Origin of the sequence: Aeromonas sp. R7-4 (assembly GCF_040908055.1) — a bacterium.
GTDB classification, from domain to species: Bacteria; Pseudomonadota; Gammaproteobacteria; order Enterobacterales; family Aeromonadaceae; genus Aeromonas; species Aeromonas sanarellii.
The window spans coordinates 1-15734 of the sequence record NZ_JBFODA010000056.1; the positions used below are offsets into that span (position 1 = coordinate 1).

At 64.4% G+C, this 15734-nt stretch carries 12 protein-coding genes; 11 read left to right on the forward strand and 1 reads right to left on the reverse strand.

What is annotated here, in order from left to right; genetic code table 11:
* Positions 1-4043, reverse strand: a 4043-nt coding sequence (locus tag AB5Y72_RS14830; RefSeq protein ID WP_368199124.1) for a retention module-containing protein, incomplete at its 3' end; no start/stop codon positions are given.
* A gap of 58 nt (positions 4044-4101) precedes the next feature.
* Here AB5Y72_RS14830 and AB5Y72_RS14835 point away from each other — a divergent pair.
* The 11 genes from AB5Y72_RS14835 (at position 4102) to AB5Y72_RS14885 (ending at position 15591) form a co-directional block, all read left to right on the forward strand.
* Positions 4102-4302: a hypothetical protein gene (locus tag AB5Y72_RS14835; RefSeq protein ID WP_325782583.1), complete on the forward strand. Its 201-nt coding sequence runs from the start codon at positions 4102-4104 to the stop codon at positions 4300-4302.
* Positions 4303-4772: 470 nt separating this feature from the next.
* Positions 4773-6215 (forward strand): ammonia-forming nitrite reductase cytochrome c552 subunit, encoded by a 1443-nt coding sequence (gene nrfA / locus AB5Y72_RS14840; RefSeq protein WP_325782582.1) that lies wholly within the window; start codon positions 4773-4775, stop codon positions 6213-6215.
* A 51-nt stretch (positions 6216-6266) separates the two neighbouring features.
* The gene (nrfB, locus tag AB5Y72_RS14845; RefSeq protein ID WP_128272591.1) at positions 6267-6899 is read left to right on the forward strand and encodes a cytochrome c nitrite reductase pentaheme subunit; all 633 of its coding nucleotides are present in this window, start codon (positions 6267-6269) and stop codon (positions 6897-6899) included.
* Positions 6896-7576, forward strand: coding sequence for a cytochrome c nitrite reductase Fe-S protein (gene nrfC / locus AB5Y72_RS14850; protein WP_368199126.1), 681 nt, complete (start codon positions 6896-6898; stop codon positions 7574-7576). The genes nrfB and nrfC overlap by 4 nt, the downstream gene beginning before the upstream one ends.
* 87 nt (positions 7577-7663) lie before the next feature.
* Positions 7664-8617, forward strand: coding sequence for a cytochrome c nitrite reductase subunit NrfD (nrfD, locus tag AB5Y72_RS14855; protein WP_325782579.1), 954 nt, complete (start codon positions 7664-7666; stop codon positions 8615-8617).
* A 162-nt stretch (positions 8618-8779) separates the two neighbouring features.
* On the forward strand, positions 8780-10741 hold the full coding sequence (nrfE, locus tag AB5Y72_RS14860) for a heme lyase NrfEFG subunit NrfE (RefSeq protein WP_325782578.1): 1962 nt from the start codon (positions 8780-8782) through the stop codon (positions 10739-10741).
* Positions 10738-11313, forward strand: a complete 576-nt coding sequence (locus tag AB5Y72_RS14865) for a DsbE family thiol:disulfide interchange protein (protein WP_325782576.1) — start codon at positions 10738-10740, stop codon at positions 11311-11313. Before nrfE ends, AB5Y72_RS14865 begins: the two co-directional genes overlap by 4 nt.
* A complete protein-coding gene (nrfF, locus tag AB5Y72_RS14870) occupies positions 11310-12500 on the forward strand; it encodes a heme lyase NrfEFG subunit NrfF (RefSeq protein WP_216990372.1) in 1191 nt (396 codons plus the stop codon). The genes AB5Y72_RS14865 and nrfF overlap by 4 nt, the downstream gene beginning before the upstream one ends.
* 349 nt (positions 12501-12849) lie before the next feature.
* Complete coding sequence (locus AB5Y72_RS14875; protein ID WP_042076471.1) at positions 12850-13770, forward strand: serine hydrolase; 921 nt, start codon at positions 12850-12852, stop codon at positions 13768-13770.
* A 160-nt stretch (positions 13771-13930) separates the two neighbouring features.
* Positions 13931-14071 carry a DUF2256 domain-containing protein gene (locus tag AB5Y72_RS14880; RefSeq protein WP_216990373.1) on the forward strand — a complete coding sequence of 47 codons (141 nt, stop codon included), beginning with the start codon at positions 13931-13933 and terminating at the stop codon, positions 14069-14071.
* Entirely contained in the window at positions 14071-15591 is a 1521-nt protein-coding gene (locus tag AB5Y72_RS14885) for a cryptochrome/photolyase family protein (RefSeq protein ID WP_368199128.1), read from the forward strand. Before AB5Y72_RS14880 ends, AB5Y72_RS14885 begins: the two co-directional genes overlap by 1 nt.
* Positions 15592-15734 lie beyond the last annotated feature (143 nt).

A 15734-nucleotide genomic window follows, 5' to 3' on the forward strand; every position in this document is an offset into this window, starting at 1 on the left:
GAGAGGGTCAGCCGCACGTCCACCACGGGATCGGAGTCCGCCGTGATGGTCAGGCTGCCGGTGGCCTGCTGATCGTCCGCCGTCTGGTTGTTGGCGGCGCCGTCGAAGCGGCCTTCACTGAGCGTCACCCCGGTCAGGGTGAGGGTCGGGGTATCGCCCTCGACGATGCTGACGTTGAGGGTGCCCGTGGTGCTGTCGTTGTTGCCGCTGCCCTTGTCGCTGTCGACGATATTGAGCTTGAACGGCAGGTCGGTCACGGTGTTGCCGCTCTGGTGAACCCCCTCGAACAGGGTCACCTTGTAGTCAAAACCGTTGCTGGCGGCGTTGTCCAGCTTGCCCACCAGTTCGACCTGAAGCACCTCGACGCGCTGGCCGTTGACTTCCACATAGCCCTTCAGCACCTGATTGCCCGGGATGCTGGCATCGCCGTCGACCAGCTCGTATTTGACGCTCTGACCCAGGGCGGTCAGGGCCGGCTGCTCGCTGATGTCGGCAAACGACACCTCGCTCACCCGATCCGAGCCGGCATTGATCTGGAAGTGGCCGGTGCCGGTCAGGGGGTTGCTGCCGTCGAGATGGCGCTCATCCAGGCTCACCCCGCTGCCTGCCACGAAGACGGGCGCATTGCCGTCCTTGACGATGAGCGGCAAGTCGGTGGAGACCCTGTCCCCGTCCTTGTCGGTCAGGGTTACGGTGAGCGGCAAATTGAGGGACTCGCTCCCCTGGTGATCCAGCTCACCGCTTAAGACAACTTTGGCGGTGACGCTCCAGTTGCCGTCGGTTTCCACCAGTTCCAGCTCGGCCCGCAGCACCTCGCGGCCATCCGCGCTGGTGCCCACCAGATCCCCGTTGGCATCCAGGGTGAAGGTGACCTTGCTGCCGTGGCTGCTGTACTTGCCATCCAGGCTCTGCTGAATGGCCGCGATATCGAACTTGAGACTATCGGGCGCCAAGGCATCAGCACCGTGGTTGACGGTGAAGCTCATGGTGCTCACCACGGCGCCGTCGCCCTGGTTCGCCTCCGTCATCTCGGTGCCGGTCACGGCGCTGATGACCGGATTGGCCCCATCGCCGATGGCCACGGTCAGGGTGGAGGAGACGGTGTCGCCGTCGCTGTCCGTGAGGGTGAAGCCCGCCTTGAGCAGACTGTCGACACAGCCCTGATCCAGCGGCTGGTTCAGGGTAAAGACGTAGTGACCGTTCTGATCCAGCGTCAAGGTGAAGACATTCTGGCCGTTGACCGCGCCGCTGATGCTGTTGCCGCTGACGCTGATGACCACAGGCGCGCCGCCGCTGGTGAGGCCCTGCAGGCCGGGCTGGCTGGCATCGAAGCCGATATGGACCAGGGGATCGGCACCAGCGGTGATGGCCAGATCCCCGGTGAGGGTCTGGGCCGCGCTCCAGTCGCTGTCCTCCACCAGGGTGAGGGAGACGGGGTCGACCTGGGGCAGCACGCCGTCGGTGATATGAATATTGAGGGTGCCGAGGTTGCTCTTGTCCCCGTCAAAATCGGTGCCCACAACCTGCAGCCCCAGGTTGACGCTGTTGGTGCTGACCGGCTGATCCAGTACGCCATCGAGCACCACCTGGTATTTGCCATCCAGCCCCAGGGTCACGGTCAGGATGGGCTTGTTGCCCGCATCCAGCAGGGTGATCCGGTTGCCGTTCACCTCATAGTGGGTCGGCTGGCCGCCGCTGGTGAGGCCATTCAGGCCGGGCTGATTGGCCTCGAAGTTCAGCGACACCAGGCGATCGCTGCCCACATTGACCGGCAGCTGGCCGTCCAGGATCTGGCTGGCCCCGCCCTCTTGCAGACTGCCGCCGGCGTCGAGGCCGAGGCCGGGATCGGAGCCGTCGTCGATGGCGATCTGAAGGTTGGCGTGGGTCTCGTCCCCGTCGATCTCCCTGGCGGAGACGGTGAGCCCCAGAGAAAGCCGGTCGCTGCCCTGATGATCCAGGGGCCCGCTGAGGGAAACGGTGACCTTGCCCTGAACGTCGCTGCCGGATTGGCTGGCGCCGAGCTCTGCCCTGATCACCTCGATCCGATTGCCTTGATCATCGAGGTAATACCCGGTGAGCAGGCGATCACTGCCGAACTCGAAGCTCAGCACATGGCCGTCGCTGGCAAGACCGCTGCCGTTGAGACGAGCAAGGGTCGCGGCCTGGTCGGCGAAGGCGGCGGAGTCCGCCAGCAGGGGATCGGACTGGTGCCCGATCAGGAACGGGCTCTGCCCCACCACGGCATCTGTGTTGTCAAAGCCATCCTCAATGAGGGTGACGGGGGCTATGGTGAAGTCCGGCGGCGTGCTGTCCACTAGGTTGATGTTGAGGTTGGCGTGCACCCGATCCCCGTCGCTGTCGCGGTACTCCAGGGCAAAGGGCAGGCTCAGGCTATCCTGGCCGTGATCCAGGCTCTGGTGCCAGACGATGCGATAGCTGCCGTCATTGGCCAGGGTCAGGGTGAAGACGGTCACGCCCCCTGCACTGGCGGTCAGGGTCTGACCGCTTGTCTGGTAGGCGAGCGCCGTCCCGTGGCTGGTCAAGCCGAGCTGCTGGAGGGCGCTCTGATCGGCGCCGAAGCTCACCTGCAGGTTGCCATCTAGCCCGGCCCCGGTATGCAGGGAGCCGGTGGCGCTCACCGGCCCCTCGGCCAGGTCCGCCTCAGACAGGGTCAGGGTATCGCTCTGGCCAATGAGGGGGGCCCCGTCGATCACCCGGTTGCCCGCCAGATCCGTCACCTCGGCGCGCACCTCGTAGGGGCCCTGGATGCTGGAGAGATCAAGGCCGCCCAGCAGCCAGCGGCCGTCACTGCCCACCAGAGCGCTGCCGCTGAAGAGGGTCTGACCATTCTGACCGATGAGGGTGATGGTCACCCGCTGGCCCGCCTCCACCTCGCTGGTGCTGCCGCTCAGGGTGACCTTGTCATGGCCCAGGATGCTGCCGGTGTCGAGATCATCGATGTCGATGGCGGCCCGGGTGTCGACCGTGACGGTCAGGGTGTCGCTGGCCCGGTTGCCGGCGATGTCCACCGAGTCGACACGAAAATCATAGGCGCCATCCGCCATGTCGCTCGGGATCTGGTATTGCCAGTTGCCGTTGCCATCGACGACGAGCACCGCCAGCACGCTGCCGCCGAGACTCAGGGTGACGGTGGCACCCGGTTCCCCCTTGCCCTGCAGCAACGGAGTGGTGTCCTTAGTCAGGTCGTCCACCTGGCTGGCGCCGGTGTCGCTCTCATCCGCCAGGTCGAGGGTGATGGTGGTGATGGTATCGAGCAGGGTCTGACCGAGATCGCTGGCCTTGTTGCCGGCGGCATCCTGGGTATCGGCCTGGATCGTCAGCGGACCATCCACCAGCTTGCCGGTGACGTCGCCGAAGTTTGCCTCCCAGACAAAGCCGGGCAGCACCACTGTGGTGGTGGTCAGGCGATTGCCCTCCTGATCGATCAGGGTGACGGTCACCGTCTGGCCGACTTCCACATCCTCGACGAAGCCGCGAATGATGACGCCGGTCGCCTCGTCGGCGTTGATGATGTTGTCGGCGGTCTGGGGCTCCGTGATGGTGATGGCCGCCAGCAGATCCTGATCTTCCGAATAGCGCAGTTCGTCGCCTGGCAGTGCCCCCTGATGGTCGGTGTCAAAGCCCGCCTCGGCCAGGGTCGCATCATTGATGCGATCCACCACCACGAAGCCGCCGGCACTGGAGCCGGCCACACCGTCAACCGTGCCGGCCGCCGCGTTACCGGCAGCGGTCTCCTCAAACAGCGCGGTCGGGTCGGCCCCCTGACGGATGGCCTCCTGGAGGCTCGCCAGCTCGGCATCCGTCCCGGCGGGCAGTGCCACCTCAGGCTGGGCGGGCTCGGGGCGCTGGTCAACCGCGTCCGCCAACTCCACCTGCCCGTCGGATCCGGTCAGCAGCCGCATGCCCGGCTCCAGTTGCATGCCAGGGGTGGCAGGGCGCTGGGCGCCATCGGCATCCATCACAAACACGGCGCCCTCCACCTTGGCAATAAGAGTCGGTTTCTCGATTCGCAGCTCGGCCATATATCCTCCAACGGGTAAACACAGGCTTCCCAGGACATGAAGCCTAAGGGAAGCCACCGTGACAGGCGGACATTTTACCGCCAAACACCCCATACAACCCTTCAGCATTTTCGAAAATATCGAAAGTAAATGCCGCAAACCTTCCTATTTAATTAAATTAAACGCTGCAAACCCCGATATTCACCAAAATAAAGACCTGATTTCTCCTGCGGAGGGAAAGGATGGCCCTTCTGGCTCCCTCTGGCGCGACAGCTTCTGACACGCGCCGCCCTCGCCTCCAGGGTGCGCTATTTCAGCAGGCTGAGCATCTCGTCCTCTCCCCTGTCGACATAAAATGAATATTTACTCAATGCAGACCTGTCTCGACTAGGGGTGCCGCCCATCTCCCGCCTCCCCCCGGCACCTTCTCTTACCTGGCGCCACTCCCTTGCCATCCTCCCTGACGAAGGAAAAAGGTGGGACTAACCATCGGATGGATTTCAATAATTCAACCTGGATCCCACTTTTGGGATCCTCCCCCCCTGCCAATTGATCTAGCGCAACTCCCAGGGGGATAAATGATTATCCATTTTACCCATTTGGTATTATCTCCGGGAGCAATTGCATAAACAGCACTTTCTATGCAGCCATAACAATTAATCGGCCTGCCATGCCCGTCGATGATGAGCACAGATGTCCACAGCTAGATGGAACGGTCAGGCCCGACATGGACTTTTTTATCTGGGAGTGATGACCGTGGGTTCATATGACAAAGCTTGCAGACAGGGCCTCGCCGCTCTGCTGCTGACCGCCCTGCTGGGTGCCGGCACTCTGGCGCAGGCAGGGGAGGCCGCCCCCGAGGGCAAGGTAGAGGCGCGCAGCGAGCTGTTCGCCAAGGATCACGCCGATCAGTTCACCAGCTGGAAAGGCACCAGCGCGAGCAAGGAACGCACCGACGCCCTGGCGGAAGATCCGCAGATGGTGGTGCTCTGGGCCGGCTACCCCTTCTCCAAGGATTACAACAAGCCGCGCGGCCACTTCTATGCGCTGACCGACGTGCGGGAAACCCTGCGTACCGGCGCCCCCAAGACCGCCGAAGACGGTCCGCTTCCCATGGCCTGCTGGAGCTGCAAAGGCCCGGACGTGGCCCGCGTCATCGACGAGAAGGGTGAGGATGGCTACTTCAAGGGGATGTGGGCAAAAGGCGGCCCCGAGATCGTCAACACCATCGGCTGCGCCGACTGCCACGACACCGCCTCGAAAGAGTTCAAGGAGGGCAAACCCGCCCTGCACCTCTCCCGTCCCTATGCCGACCGGGCCATGACCGCCATCCACAAGCCGTTCAAGGAGCAGGGGCGCTTCGATCAGCAGTCCCAGGTGTGCGGCCAGTGCCACGTGGAGTACTACTTCAGCGGCCCCACCAAGGCGGTGAAATTCCCCTGGGACAAGGGCACCACAGTGGAGCAGATGGAGCAGTATTACGATGAAATAGGCTTCGCCGACTGGACCCACGCCCTCTCCAGGACCCCCATGCTCAAAGCCCAGCACCCCGAGTACGAGACCTGGCGCGCCGGCATTCACGGCCAGAACAACGTCGCCTGCGTCGACTGCCACATGCCCAAGGTGCAGAACGAGCAGGGCAAGGTCTACACCGATCACAAGGTGGGCAACCCCTTCGATCGCTTCGATCAGACCTGCCGCAACTGCCACACCCAGAGCAAGGAGATGCTGCAAGGGGTGGTCAAGCAGCGCAAGGACGCCGTCACCGAAATCAAGCTGAAAGTCGAGAAGCAGCTGGTGCACGCCCACTTCGAGGCCAAGGCCGCCTGGGATGCCGGCGCCACCGAGGCCGAGATGAAGGACATTCTGCAGGACATCCGTCACGCCCAATGGCGCTGGGACTTCTCCATCGCCTCCCACGGGGTGCAGATGCACGCCCCGGAAGTGGCGCTGCGCATGCTGGGAACCGCCCTGGACAAGGCCGCCGACGCCCGCACCAAGCTGGCACGCCTGCTGGCCGCCAAGGGGATCAGCCACGAGATCGCCATTCCTGACATCTCCAGCAAGGAGAAGGCCCAGGCCGCTCTTGGCATGGACATGAAGCAGATGAACAGCGACAAGGCCCAGTTCCTCAAGAGCACAGTCCCCGCCTGGGATGCCGAGGCCAAAGCGGCCGGACGGCTCGCACAATGACGAGGCATGCGGGCCCGCAGTGTCGGGCCTGCAGCCGGATGGAGGCTTCCTATGGGTGATTTAACGATGGATTTCTTACGACTGATGCTGATGGCAGCCATGCTGCTGACCAGCCTGCAGGGCCAGGCCGCCGATGCGGCAACCGCCCCGGCACCGACTACACATGAAGTGGAATTTCTGCGCAGTGCCGACAAGGCCTGCACCGACTGCCACAAGGAGCAGGTCGAAGGGATGCACGGCAAGCACGGCCAGGCGACCAACCCCAACAACCTGGCGCCGGTCACCTGCACAAACTGCCATGGTCAGCCCTCCCCCCAGCACAGGGAAGGGGTCAAGGATGTGATGCGCTTTAGCGACAGCTTCAATGACAAGCAAAGCGCCCTAGCAGACAAGCAAAGCGCCTTGGCAGAAAAGCAGAGCACCGAGAGCTATCCCATCGCCGAGCAGAACGGGGTCTGCATGAGCTGTCACGAGCCCAAACCCCTGCGCGAGGCGCTCTGGGCCCACGACGTACACGCTACCAGGCTCACCTGCACCAGCTGCCACCAGCTGCACCCGGCCAAGGAGCCCATGGTGGCAATTCCGGAGAAGTCCCGCATCAAGCTCTGCGTCGACTGCCACAGCAAGCAGCATCAGGCCAAGGCAGCCAACCAGACTGCCAGCCTGGGCAAGGAGGCGCCATGAGCTGCTCTCGCCGTGACTTTATGGCGGGCATGGGCGCGGGGGCCCTTATCATGATGACGGGCCAAGTGCGTGCCGGCACGGCCACCCTCGCCCACAGCCAGACCATCGACGGGGTCCGCTATGGCATGATCCACGACGAGACGGCCTGCATCGGCTGTACCGCCTGCATGGATGCCTGCCGGGAGGTGAATCAGGTGCCGGAGGGGGTCTCGCGCCTCGAGATCCTCCGCTCCGGCCCCATCGGGGCCTTCCCCGATGCCGAGTACCACTTCTTTCGCAAGTCCTGCCAGCACTGCGACAACGCTCCCTGCGTACACGTCTGCCCCACCGGTGCCTCCCATATCCGCAAGGAGGATGGCATCGTCGACGTCAACCCGGATCTCTGCGTCGGCTGCATGTACTGTCTGGCCGCCTGCCCCTATCAGGTGCGCTTTATCAACCCTGTGACCAAGGTTGCCGATAAGTGCGACTTTTGCCGCAAGACCAACCTGGCGGCGGGCAAGGAGCCGGCATGCGTGGAATCCTGCCCCACCAAGGCGCTGGTGTTCGGCAATTTGGATGACCCGGACAGCCCCATCGCCCAACGGCTGATGAAGCAGACCACCTATCGCTACAAGCAGGCACTCGGCACCTCGCCCAAGATGTACCGCGTGCCCAAAGGGGAGATAACGTCATGACCATGCAAGAGGCATTTTACTTCCCTTCCCTTGTCTGGGGATTTGTCCGATCGCCATCTACCGCAGTAACAGAAGGAGGAATGGATCATGTTGCATGACGCATTTCACTTCTCCTCGCTGGTGTGGGACTGGCCCATAGCCATCTATCTCTTTCTGCTCGGTATCTCCGCCGGGGCCACCACCCTGTCGGTGCTGCTGCGCCGCAAGGGGGCCGGCAGCGAGAGCGGCATCATCAAGGCGACCGCCATTCTGGCGCCGGTGAGCGTGGTGCTGGGGTTACTGATCCTCATCTTCCATCTGGCCCGCCCCTGGACCTTCTGGAAGCTGATGTTCCACTACCAGTTCGACTCCGTGATGTCGATGGGGGTCATGCTGTTTCAGGTCTACATGGCGGTGCTGTTCGCCTGGCTGGCGGTGGTGTTTCGCTCCGAGATCGAGACCTTGCGCAGTCACCTGCTGCAAGAGAAGTTCGCCTTTGTGGATAGCCTGATCGCTTGGCTTGCCCGCATCGAGCGGCTGCTGGCGCCGCTCTTGCTGCTGCTTGCCGTGCTGCTGGGGGCCTACACCGGCTTTCTGTTGTCGGCGCTCAAGACCTATCCGCTGTTGAACAACCCTGTGTTGCCGGTGCTGTTCCTCATCTCCGGCGTCAGCTCCGGCATCGCCTCCACCATCTTGCTGGCGGTCACCCTGTTCAGGGAGAACCATCACAGCCAGGGGGTGAGCTTCGTCCACCGCTTCGAGCGGCCGGTGCTGGCGGTAGAGGTGTTGCTGCTGGTCTGCTTCTTTACCGGCCTCTACTTCGGTGGCGGCCAGAAGGAGGCAGCCATGTGGGCCGCCATCGGCAGCGGCTTCTGGGCTCAGGTGTTCTGGCTCGGGGTGGTGGGCATCGGCATGCTGCTGCCCCAGTTGCTGGCTCTGCTGGCCCCCGCGCCGCTGCGGGCCAAAAACGGCTATCTGGTGCTGGTCTGCAGCCTGACCCTGGTGGGGATCCTGCTGCTGCGCTACTTCGTGCTCTATGCCGGTCAAATGACAGTCGTATAACGGTATGATCACCAGCGCCAGCCACCTTCGGGTGACTGGCGCTTATTTGTTGCGCTGAGTGGTTGCGATTGGTTGTTACCTGGAATGTGGATGTTATCCCCCAGCGCCGGTACGGTGCAGACGCTGCGGCATAACATAGACGAATGATTGACTGGAGGTTGTGTGCTGGCGGAGCTCGGCTATCTCTCACTGTTGCTGGCGACCGGGCTCGCCCTGCTGCAAGGGCTGCTGCCCTGGCTGGGACTGCGGCTCGCCTCACGCCCGCTGCTCGGCTGCGCAGCACCGCTGGCCCTCCTGGTCGCGCTCCTGCTCGGGGCCGCCTTGCTGCTGCTCGCCAGCTGTTTTGGCCAGGATGACTTTACCCTGGTCTATGTGGCCCAGCACGCCAACAGCGCCCTGCCCCTTGGCTTCAAGCTGGCGGCCGTGTGGGGCGGCCACGAGGGCTCCATGCTGTTCTTCGTCTTTGCGCTGGGACTGTGGGGCGCGCTGGTGGCCCTTTGCTCCAGGCGGGTCGATCCGCTGATCCGCATCCGGGTACTGGCCATCATGGGGCTGATCGTGGGGCTGTTCGGCCTCTATACCCTGATCTTCTCCAGCCCGTTTGACCGCCAGTTCCCGGGGCCGCTGGAGGGGCGCGATCTCAACCCCATGCTGCAGGACATCGGCCTCATCATCCACCCGCCCCTGCTCTATCTCGGTTACGTCGGCTTTGCGGTCAACTTCGCCTTCGCCATGGCGGCGCTGCACTCGGGTCGGCTCGACGGCGCCGTGGCTCACTGGAGTCGCCCCTGGGCGCTCGGCTCCTGGGTGTTTCTCACCGCCGGCATAGTGCTGGGCTCCTGGTGGGCCTATTACGAGCTCGGCTGGGGCGGCTGGTGGTTCTGGGATCCGGTGGAAAATGCCTCCCTCTTGCCCTGGCTGCTCGGTACCGCCCTGCTGCACGCTCTGGTGGTGTGCGAGAAGCGCGGGGCTTACGGTCACGCCGTGTTGCTGCTCTCCATCTTTACCTTTGCCTTAAGCCTGCTCGGCACTTTCGTGGTGCGCTCCGGGGTGCTCACCTCGGTGCACGCCTTTGCGGTCGACCCCAGCCGCGGCCTCACCCTCTTGTTGCTGCTCGGCTTGCTATTGACCTGCGCCCTCACCCTGTTTGCCCTGCGGGCGGACATTCGCGCCCCCTATGCCCGCTTCGGCTTGCTGTCAAAAGAGGGGCTGCTCGGCGCCACCATCCTGCTGCTTTGCGTGGCCTGCGCCAGCGTGCTGCTCGGCACCTTCTACCCCATGGTGTTCCAGTCGCTCCATCTGGGCTCGCTCTCGGTGGGTGCCCCCTATTTCAATACCATCTTCGTGCCGCTGGCCCTCTGCCTGATGGCGCTGATGACCCAGCTGCCGCGCCTGCGCTGGCAGCATCTGGCAGCCCAGCGCCGCATCAAGGTGCTGCTCCCATGCCTGTTCGGCCTGCTGGGGGGCACCTGGCTGAGCCTCGCCTATCCCGAGCCGCTGCGGGCAAGCTGGCTGGGGCTTGCGGCCAACGTGCTGAGCCTCTGGCTGATGGCCAGCCTGCTGCTCCCGCTCTTGCAGCCGACGTCGCTGCGCGAGCTCACCCTCAATCGGTTCGGCAGCCTGCTGGCCCACCTCGGGGTGGCGGTGTGCGCCCTCGGCATCGCGCAGGTGAGTCACCACAGTCAGGAGGGGGGCGCCGTACTCGCCGCAGGCCAGCCCTATCGGCTCGGCGCCTTCGAGTTTCGCTACGAGGGGAGCGAGCCGCTCATCGGCCCCAACTACACCGCCGAGCGCATCACTCTCAGCGTGCATCAGGATGGTAAAGAGGTGGCGCGGCTGACGCCGGAGCGGCGTCACTATAGCGTGCGCACCATGAACATGAACGAACCCGGGATCAAATGGGGAATGCTCGGCGATCTCTACGTGGTGCTTGGCGAGAAGACGGGGCCCGGCGCCTATGCCATGAGGCTGCACTACAAGCCACTGGTGCGCTGGATCTGGTTCGGTGGCCTGTTGATGATGGCGGGTGGCACCCTGCGCCTGATCGTCCGCCGGCCGCTGCTGGCTAACCATCCTGCACCAGCTGCCGCCCCCTACCCTCGGCTCGAACAGGAGTCCTTATGAACGCCCGTCTGCGCCTGTTCGTGCCGCTCGTGTTCACCCTGGGGCTCGGTGCCCTGCTCTGGCTCGGCCTTGGCAACAACCCCTACAGCCAGGATGAGGCCGTCGCAGGGCGCACTCTGCCAGCCTGGCAGAGTGACGATCTGTTTGGTGGCGCCCCCATCCACACCGCGGCACTCAAGGGGGCGCCCTTCGTGCTCAACGTCTGGGCCAGCTGGTGCCCCAACTGCCGCGCCGAACATCCGCTGCTGGGTGAGCTGGCCAGCGCCGTGCCCCTCTACGGCCTCAACTACCGGGACAAGGGAGATGCCGCCCGCGCCTGGCTGGCAAAGGCAGGCAACCCCTATCGCGCCGTGCTGGCCGACCCCGACGGCCGACTCGCCCTGGAGCTCGGCGTCTACGGCACGCCGGAGACCTATCTCTTCGCCGGCGACGGTACCCTACTGACCCGTCATACCGGCCTGCTCACCCGGGAGATCTGGCAACGCCAGTTTGCCCCCCTGCTTGCAAAGGCCCGCAGCAACACCGCCGGCCAGCCCGAAGTGGAGAGACAAGCGCAGGAGAGCAAGCCATGAGCCGTCTCGGCCACACCCTCATTGCGCCGCTCTTGCTGGCATTAAGCCTCGGAGCCCTTGCCAGCGGGGTCGACACCTATGAGTTTCGCCACCCCGAGCGGCAGACCCGCGCTCAGGATCTGGCCCGCGCCCTACGCTGCCCCCAGTGCCAGAACCAGAACCTGGTGGAGTCCAACTCCCCCATCGCCCGGGATCTGCGGCTCGAGGTCTATCGCTGGGTGGACGAGGGGCAGTCTGATGAGCAGGTGATCGCCCGCATGACGGAGCGCTTCGGCGATTTCGTGCGCTACGATCCCCCCTTCAAGCGCAGCACGGCGCTGCTGTGGGGCGGCCCCGCCCTCTTGCTGTTGCTGGCCCTCAATCGCCTGCGCAGGAGCCTGCATCGCCGGCAACCGGCGCGGGTGCCGCTTATCGGCGACAGAGCCGAGGGGGCGCTCGCCCACGACCCCAGGGCCGAGCTGAACCGGCTGATCATGGCCGAGCAGCAGGCGGGGCTTGCCCCCCACAGCCGCCTCTACCGGGAGCTGGAGCTGGCCCGCCTCGCCAACGCCACCCCAACCGCCGAGCAAACTCTGCGCGATCGGCTGGTAAGGGATCGCACCGCTCGTCCGCAGCTCTGGCTGCGCGCCTGGATACTGCTTGGGGCCCTGCTGCTGGCGCTGATGGCCGGTATTTATGCCGGCACCGGCCGCTATCAGGCGTGGCAGGCTTATCAGTCGCGCCCCGATCCGCTGGCGGGATTGAGCCCGCGGGATCTGCAAGACAAAGAACTGGGCGCCCTGCACCAGCGCCTGCAAGCCAACCCCGCCGATCTCGAGGCCTGGGCGGCGCTCGGGCAGTTGTATCTGTATCGGGACGAGTACGACAACGCCCTGCTCGCCTACCAGCGCCTCGCCCTGCAGGAAGGGGGGGCCAGCGCCGCGACCCAGGCCGCCCAGGCCACAGTGCTCTACTACCAGGCGGGCCAGCAGCTGACCCCGGAGGCCAAGCGCCTGCTCGATAGTGCGCTCAAGCAGGACAAGGGTGAGGTGAGCGCCCTGATGCTGCTCGCCTCCGATCACTTCCTGCACGGCCGCTACTCCCGGGCCATCGCCCTCTGGCAGCAGTTGCTGGACGAGGAACGCCCCCGCATCAACCGGGCCGCGCTGATCGAGGCCATTCAGACCGCGCGGATGATGGGGGGCTGAGTCGGCCCCGACGGCTGCAAAAACGGCGCCCCCTTTTCCCTGCGCTGACGCCGTTTCCCCCGTCATCAGGGTCATTAATGGCGTTTTCGACGGGGCAATGCTTCCTGAGGTGCGAAAAGAGTCGTCAGCACGGCCATCACCGGCTTATAGTGCGCACCGTGTCGGGAGCACAAGGGACCTAGGCCAGTCCGTCATGACTCCCCTGGGTGCGCCCATAGCCCCGAAGCAGGTTATTTCAAGGTGCGCCAACCCATAAAATTAAAATATCGGGCCGCCAGACGTTGTGAAGCGTCAATTACCGTCATATAACTTAGCCAAATGTCCCTGTGAGTCGTAGTAGAGTCCAATCATGAACCTTCGCCCTTTTCTTCCCCTGCTGCTCGGCGCCTTCCTCCTTCCCGCCAGCATGGAAAGCGCCCATGCCAACCCGTTTTCTGCGACCTCTTCTTCCACCAACAGCCTGCTCGAGCCTCGCACCAATCTCGCCCTGAGATCCGATGCCTACGTGGTCGCCAACCCGAAAACCGGCGAGATCCTGGCCGAACGCAACGCCAACCGGGTGATGTCCATCGCCTCCATCACCAAGCTGATGACGGCGCTGGTGGTGCTGGACGGCAACCAGCGCCTCAACGAGACCCTGACCGTCACCATGGACGACGTGGACAGACTCAAGGGCACGGGCTCGCGCCTCGCGGTGGGCTCGCGCCTGAGCCGCGCCGACATGCTGCACATTGCCCTGATGTCGTCGGAGAACCGCGCCGCCTCGGCATTGGGACGGCACTACCCGGGTGGCCGCAAGGCCTTTATCGAGGCAATGAATGCCAAGGCCCGCATGCTCGGCATGTGGAGCACCCATTTCGCCGACAGCACAGGTCTCAACCCGCGCAACGTCTCCACCGCCCACGATCTCGCCAAGCTGGCCGCCGCTGCGTCCACCTACCCGCTGATCCGCCAGTACACCGCCTCCGAGCAGCGCCTGGTGCGCAACGGCAAGCGCCAGCTGCACTATCTCAACTCCAACCGCCTGGTCCGGGAAGGCGAATGGCCCATCCTGGTCTCCAAGACCGGCTATATCCGCGAGGCGGGTCGCTGCCTGGTCATGGGCACCCGGGTCAACAACGAGCCCGTGGTCATGGTGCTGCTCCACGCCAACACCACCAATGAACGGGTGGCCGATGCAAGAAAGATCAAGAGCTGGCTGGAGACCTCGGGCCGCATGACCCTGACCGCCCAGTCCACGCCTCCCGCCAAGCTGTTCAGCAACCAGTAACGGCCACAGAAGGCCCCCGCACCTGCCGGTGCGGGGGCCTTCTCATTGCGCCTCTCCCCTCACGAGCCGCAGCGCCGCCTTTCCCGTCCCGCGGTGATCCCATCCTGGCTGCGCTTCGTTATGCAGGCAGAGATAGTCAACCCAGTGAACGAGGCGGAGCATGCACCTCAAACCCCATCTACCCGAGAAGATCTGTCCCGTCTGCCAGCGTCCTTTCGCCTGGCGGCGCAAGTGGGCGCGCTGCTGGCAGGAGGTGCGCTACTGCAGCGAACGCTGCCGCCGTCAGAAGGAGCACGCCTGATGGAGCTGCGCCTCATCCTCGGCGATCAGCTGAATGCCGGCCACAGCTGGTTTCGTACGCCGGATCCCAGGGTCTGCTACCTGATGGCGGAGCTGCGCCAGGAGACGGACTACTGCCGCCACCATCGCCAGAAGGTGCTCGCCTTCTTTGCCGCCATGCGCGCCTTCGCCGCCGCCCTCACCCAGGCGGGCCACCGGGTCTGCTACCTGACCCTGGACGAGAGCGCCCCCTGGCCCGACTTGCCCACCCTGCTGACGGCCCAGCTCGAAGCGCATCAGGCCGAGCGCTTTGCCTGGCAGAGCCCGGACGAGTGGCGCCTTGCGAGCCAGCTTACCCAGTGGGCTGCTGGCCTCGCCATCCCGGCCCGCGAGGTGGACAGCGAGCATTTTCTGACCCCCAGGGATGGCTGGCGCCGCTACCCCCACGGCAGGATGGAGTTCTTCTATCGCGCCCTGCGAAAACAGTACCAGGTGCTGCTCGATGAATGCGGCCAGCCCCTGGGCGGGCGCTGGAACTTCGATGACGAGAACCGCGCCAGGCTGCCGGCGAGCCAGCCCATCCCGACGCCCCTCACCTTTGCCAACGAGGTGAGGGAGATAGACGCCATGCTGACCCGCCACGGCGTCAGCACCATTGGCACAGCCGATGCCGGCGCCCTGCCCTGGCCCGTCACCCGGCGCCAGAGCCGCGAACTGCTCGAACACTTTCTGGTGCACTGCCTGCCCCACTTCGGCCGCTATCAGGACGCCCTGAGCGAGCGGGGCTGGAGCCTGTTTCACAGCCGCCTGTCGTTTTCACTCAACAGCAAGATGCTCCATCCCCTCGAGGTGATCCGCGCAGCCGAAGCCCATTGGCAGGCCAACCAGGCCACCATTACCCTGGCGCAGGTGGAGGGGTTCATCCGCCAGATCCTCGGCTGGCGCGAGTTCGTCCGCACCCTCTACTGGGAGCAGATGCCGGACTATGGACGCGTCAATTTTCTGGAGGCCGATCGCCCCCTGCCCGGCTTTTTCTGGAGCGCAGAAACTAAAATGGCCTGCGTGCGCCACGCCATCCGCCAGTCTCTGGATCACGCCTATGCCCACCACATCCAGCGGCTCATGGTGACCGGCAACTTCGCCCTGCTGGCGGGTATCCACCCGGATGAGGTGGATGCCTGGTATCTGGGCATCTACGTGGACGCCATCGAGTGGGTGGAGCTGCCCAACACCCGCGGCATGAGCCAGTTTGCCGATGGCGGCCTGACGGGCAGCAAGCCCTACGCCAGCAGCGGCGCCTATCTGGCGCGCATGGGCCACTACTGCAAGGGGTGCCGCTATGAGGTGAAGGCCCGCAGCGGGCCGGAGAGCTGCCCGTTCAACAGCCTCTACTGGCACTTTCTTTGGCGCCATCGGGACAAGCTGGGAGCCAATCCCCGCCTCGCCCTCCCCTATGCCAACTGGGACGGCCAACCCGAGGCGCAGCGGCAGGCGATACTGGCGACGGCGGAGCACCATCTGCTCCACCTGGGGCGGCTCTGAATCGACCGGATTTCATGCCAGAAAGTGAGTAAATGACAACATTGAGAGCCAGTTAACAAAATGTGAATAGCGATAACCACCAATGACATCGACACCAGTTGAATATCCTGTGGCGGCTGATTAAGGTGGAGGCCCCAGTCAAG

What these genes read in the sequence shown, in the direction of transcription:
- nrfA (WP_325782582.1), top strand. Translation starts at nt 4,773, where the DNA reads ATGACCGTGGGTTCATATGACAAAGCTTGCAGACAGGGCCTCGCCGCT.
- AB5Y72_RS14875 (WP_042076471.1), top strand. Translation starts at nt 12,850, where the DNA reads ATGAACCTTCGCCCTTTTCTTCCCCTGCTGCTCGGCGCCTTCCTCCTT.
- nrfC (WP_368199126.1), top strand. Translation starts at nt 6,896, where the DNA reads ATGAGCTGCTCTCGCCGTGACTTTATGGCGGGCATGGGCGCGGGGGCC.
- nrfF (WP_216990372.1), top strand. Translation starts at nt 11,310, where the DNA reads ATGAGCCGTCTCGGCCACACCCTCATTGCGCCGCTCTTGCTGGCATTA.
- AB5Y72_RS14865 (WP_325782576.1), top strand. Translation starts at nt 10,738, where the DNA reads ATGAACGCCCGTCTGCGCCTGTTCGTGCCGCTCGTGTTCACCCTGGGG.
- nrfB (WP_128272591.1), top strand. Translation starts at nt 6,267, where the DNA reads ATGGGTGATTTAACGATGGATTTCTTACGACTGATGCTGATGGCAGCC.
- AB5Y72_RS14880 (WP_216990373.1), top strand. Translation starts at nt 13,931, where the DNA reads ATGCACCTCAAACCCCATCTACCCGAGAAGATCTGTCCCGTCTGCCAG.
- AB5Y72_RS14885 (WP_368199128.1), top strand. Translation starts at nt 14,071, where the DNA reads ATGGAGCTGCGCCTCATCCTCGGCGATCAGCTGAATGCCGGCCACAGC.
- nrfD (WP_325782579.1), top strand. Translation starts at nt 7,664, where the DNA reads ATGTTGCATGACGCATTTCACTTCTCCTCGCTGGTGTGGGACTGGCCC.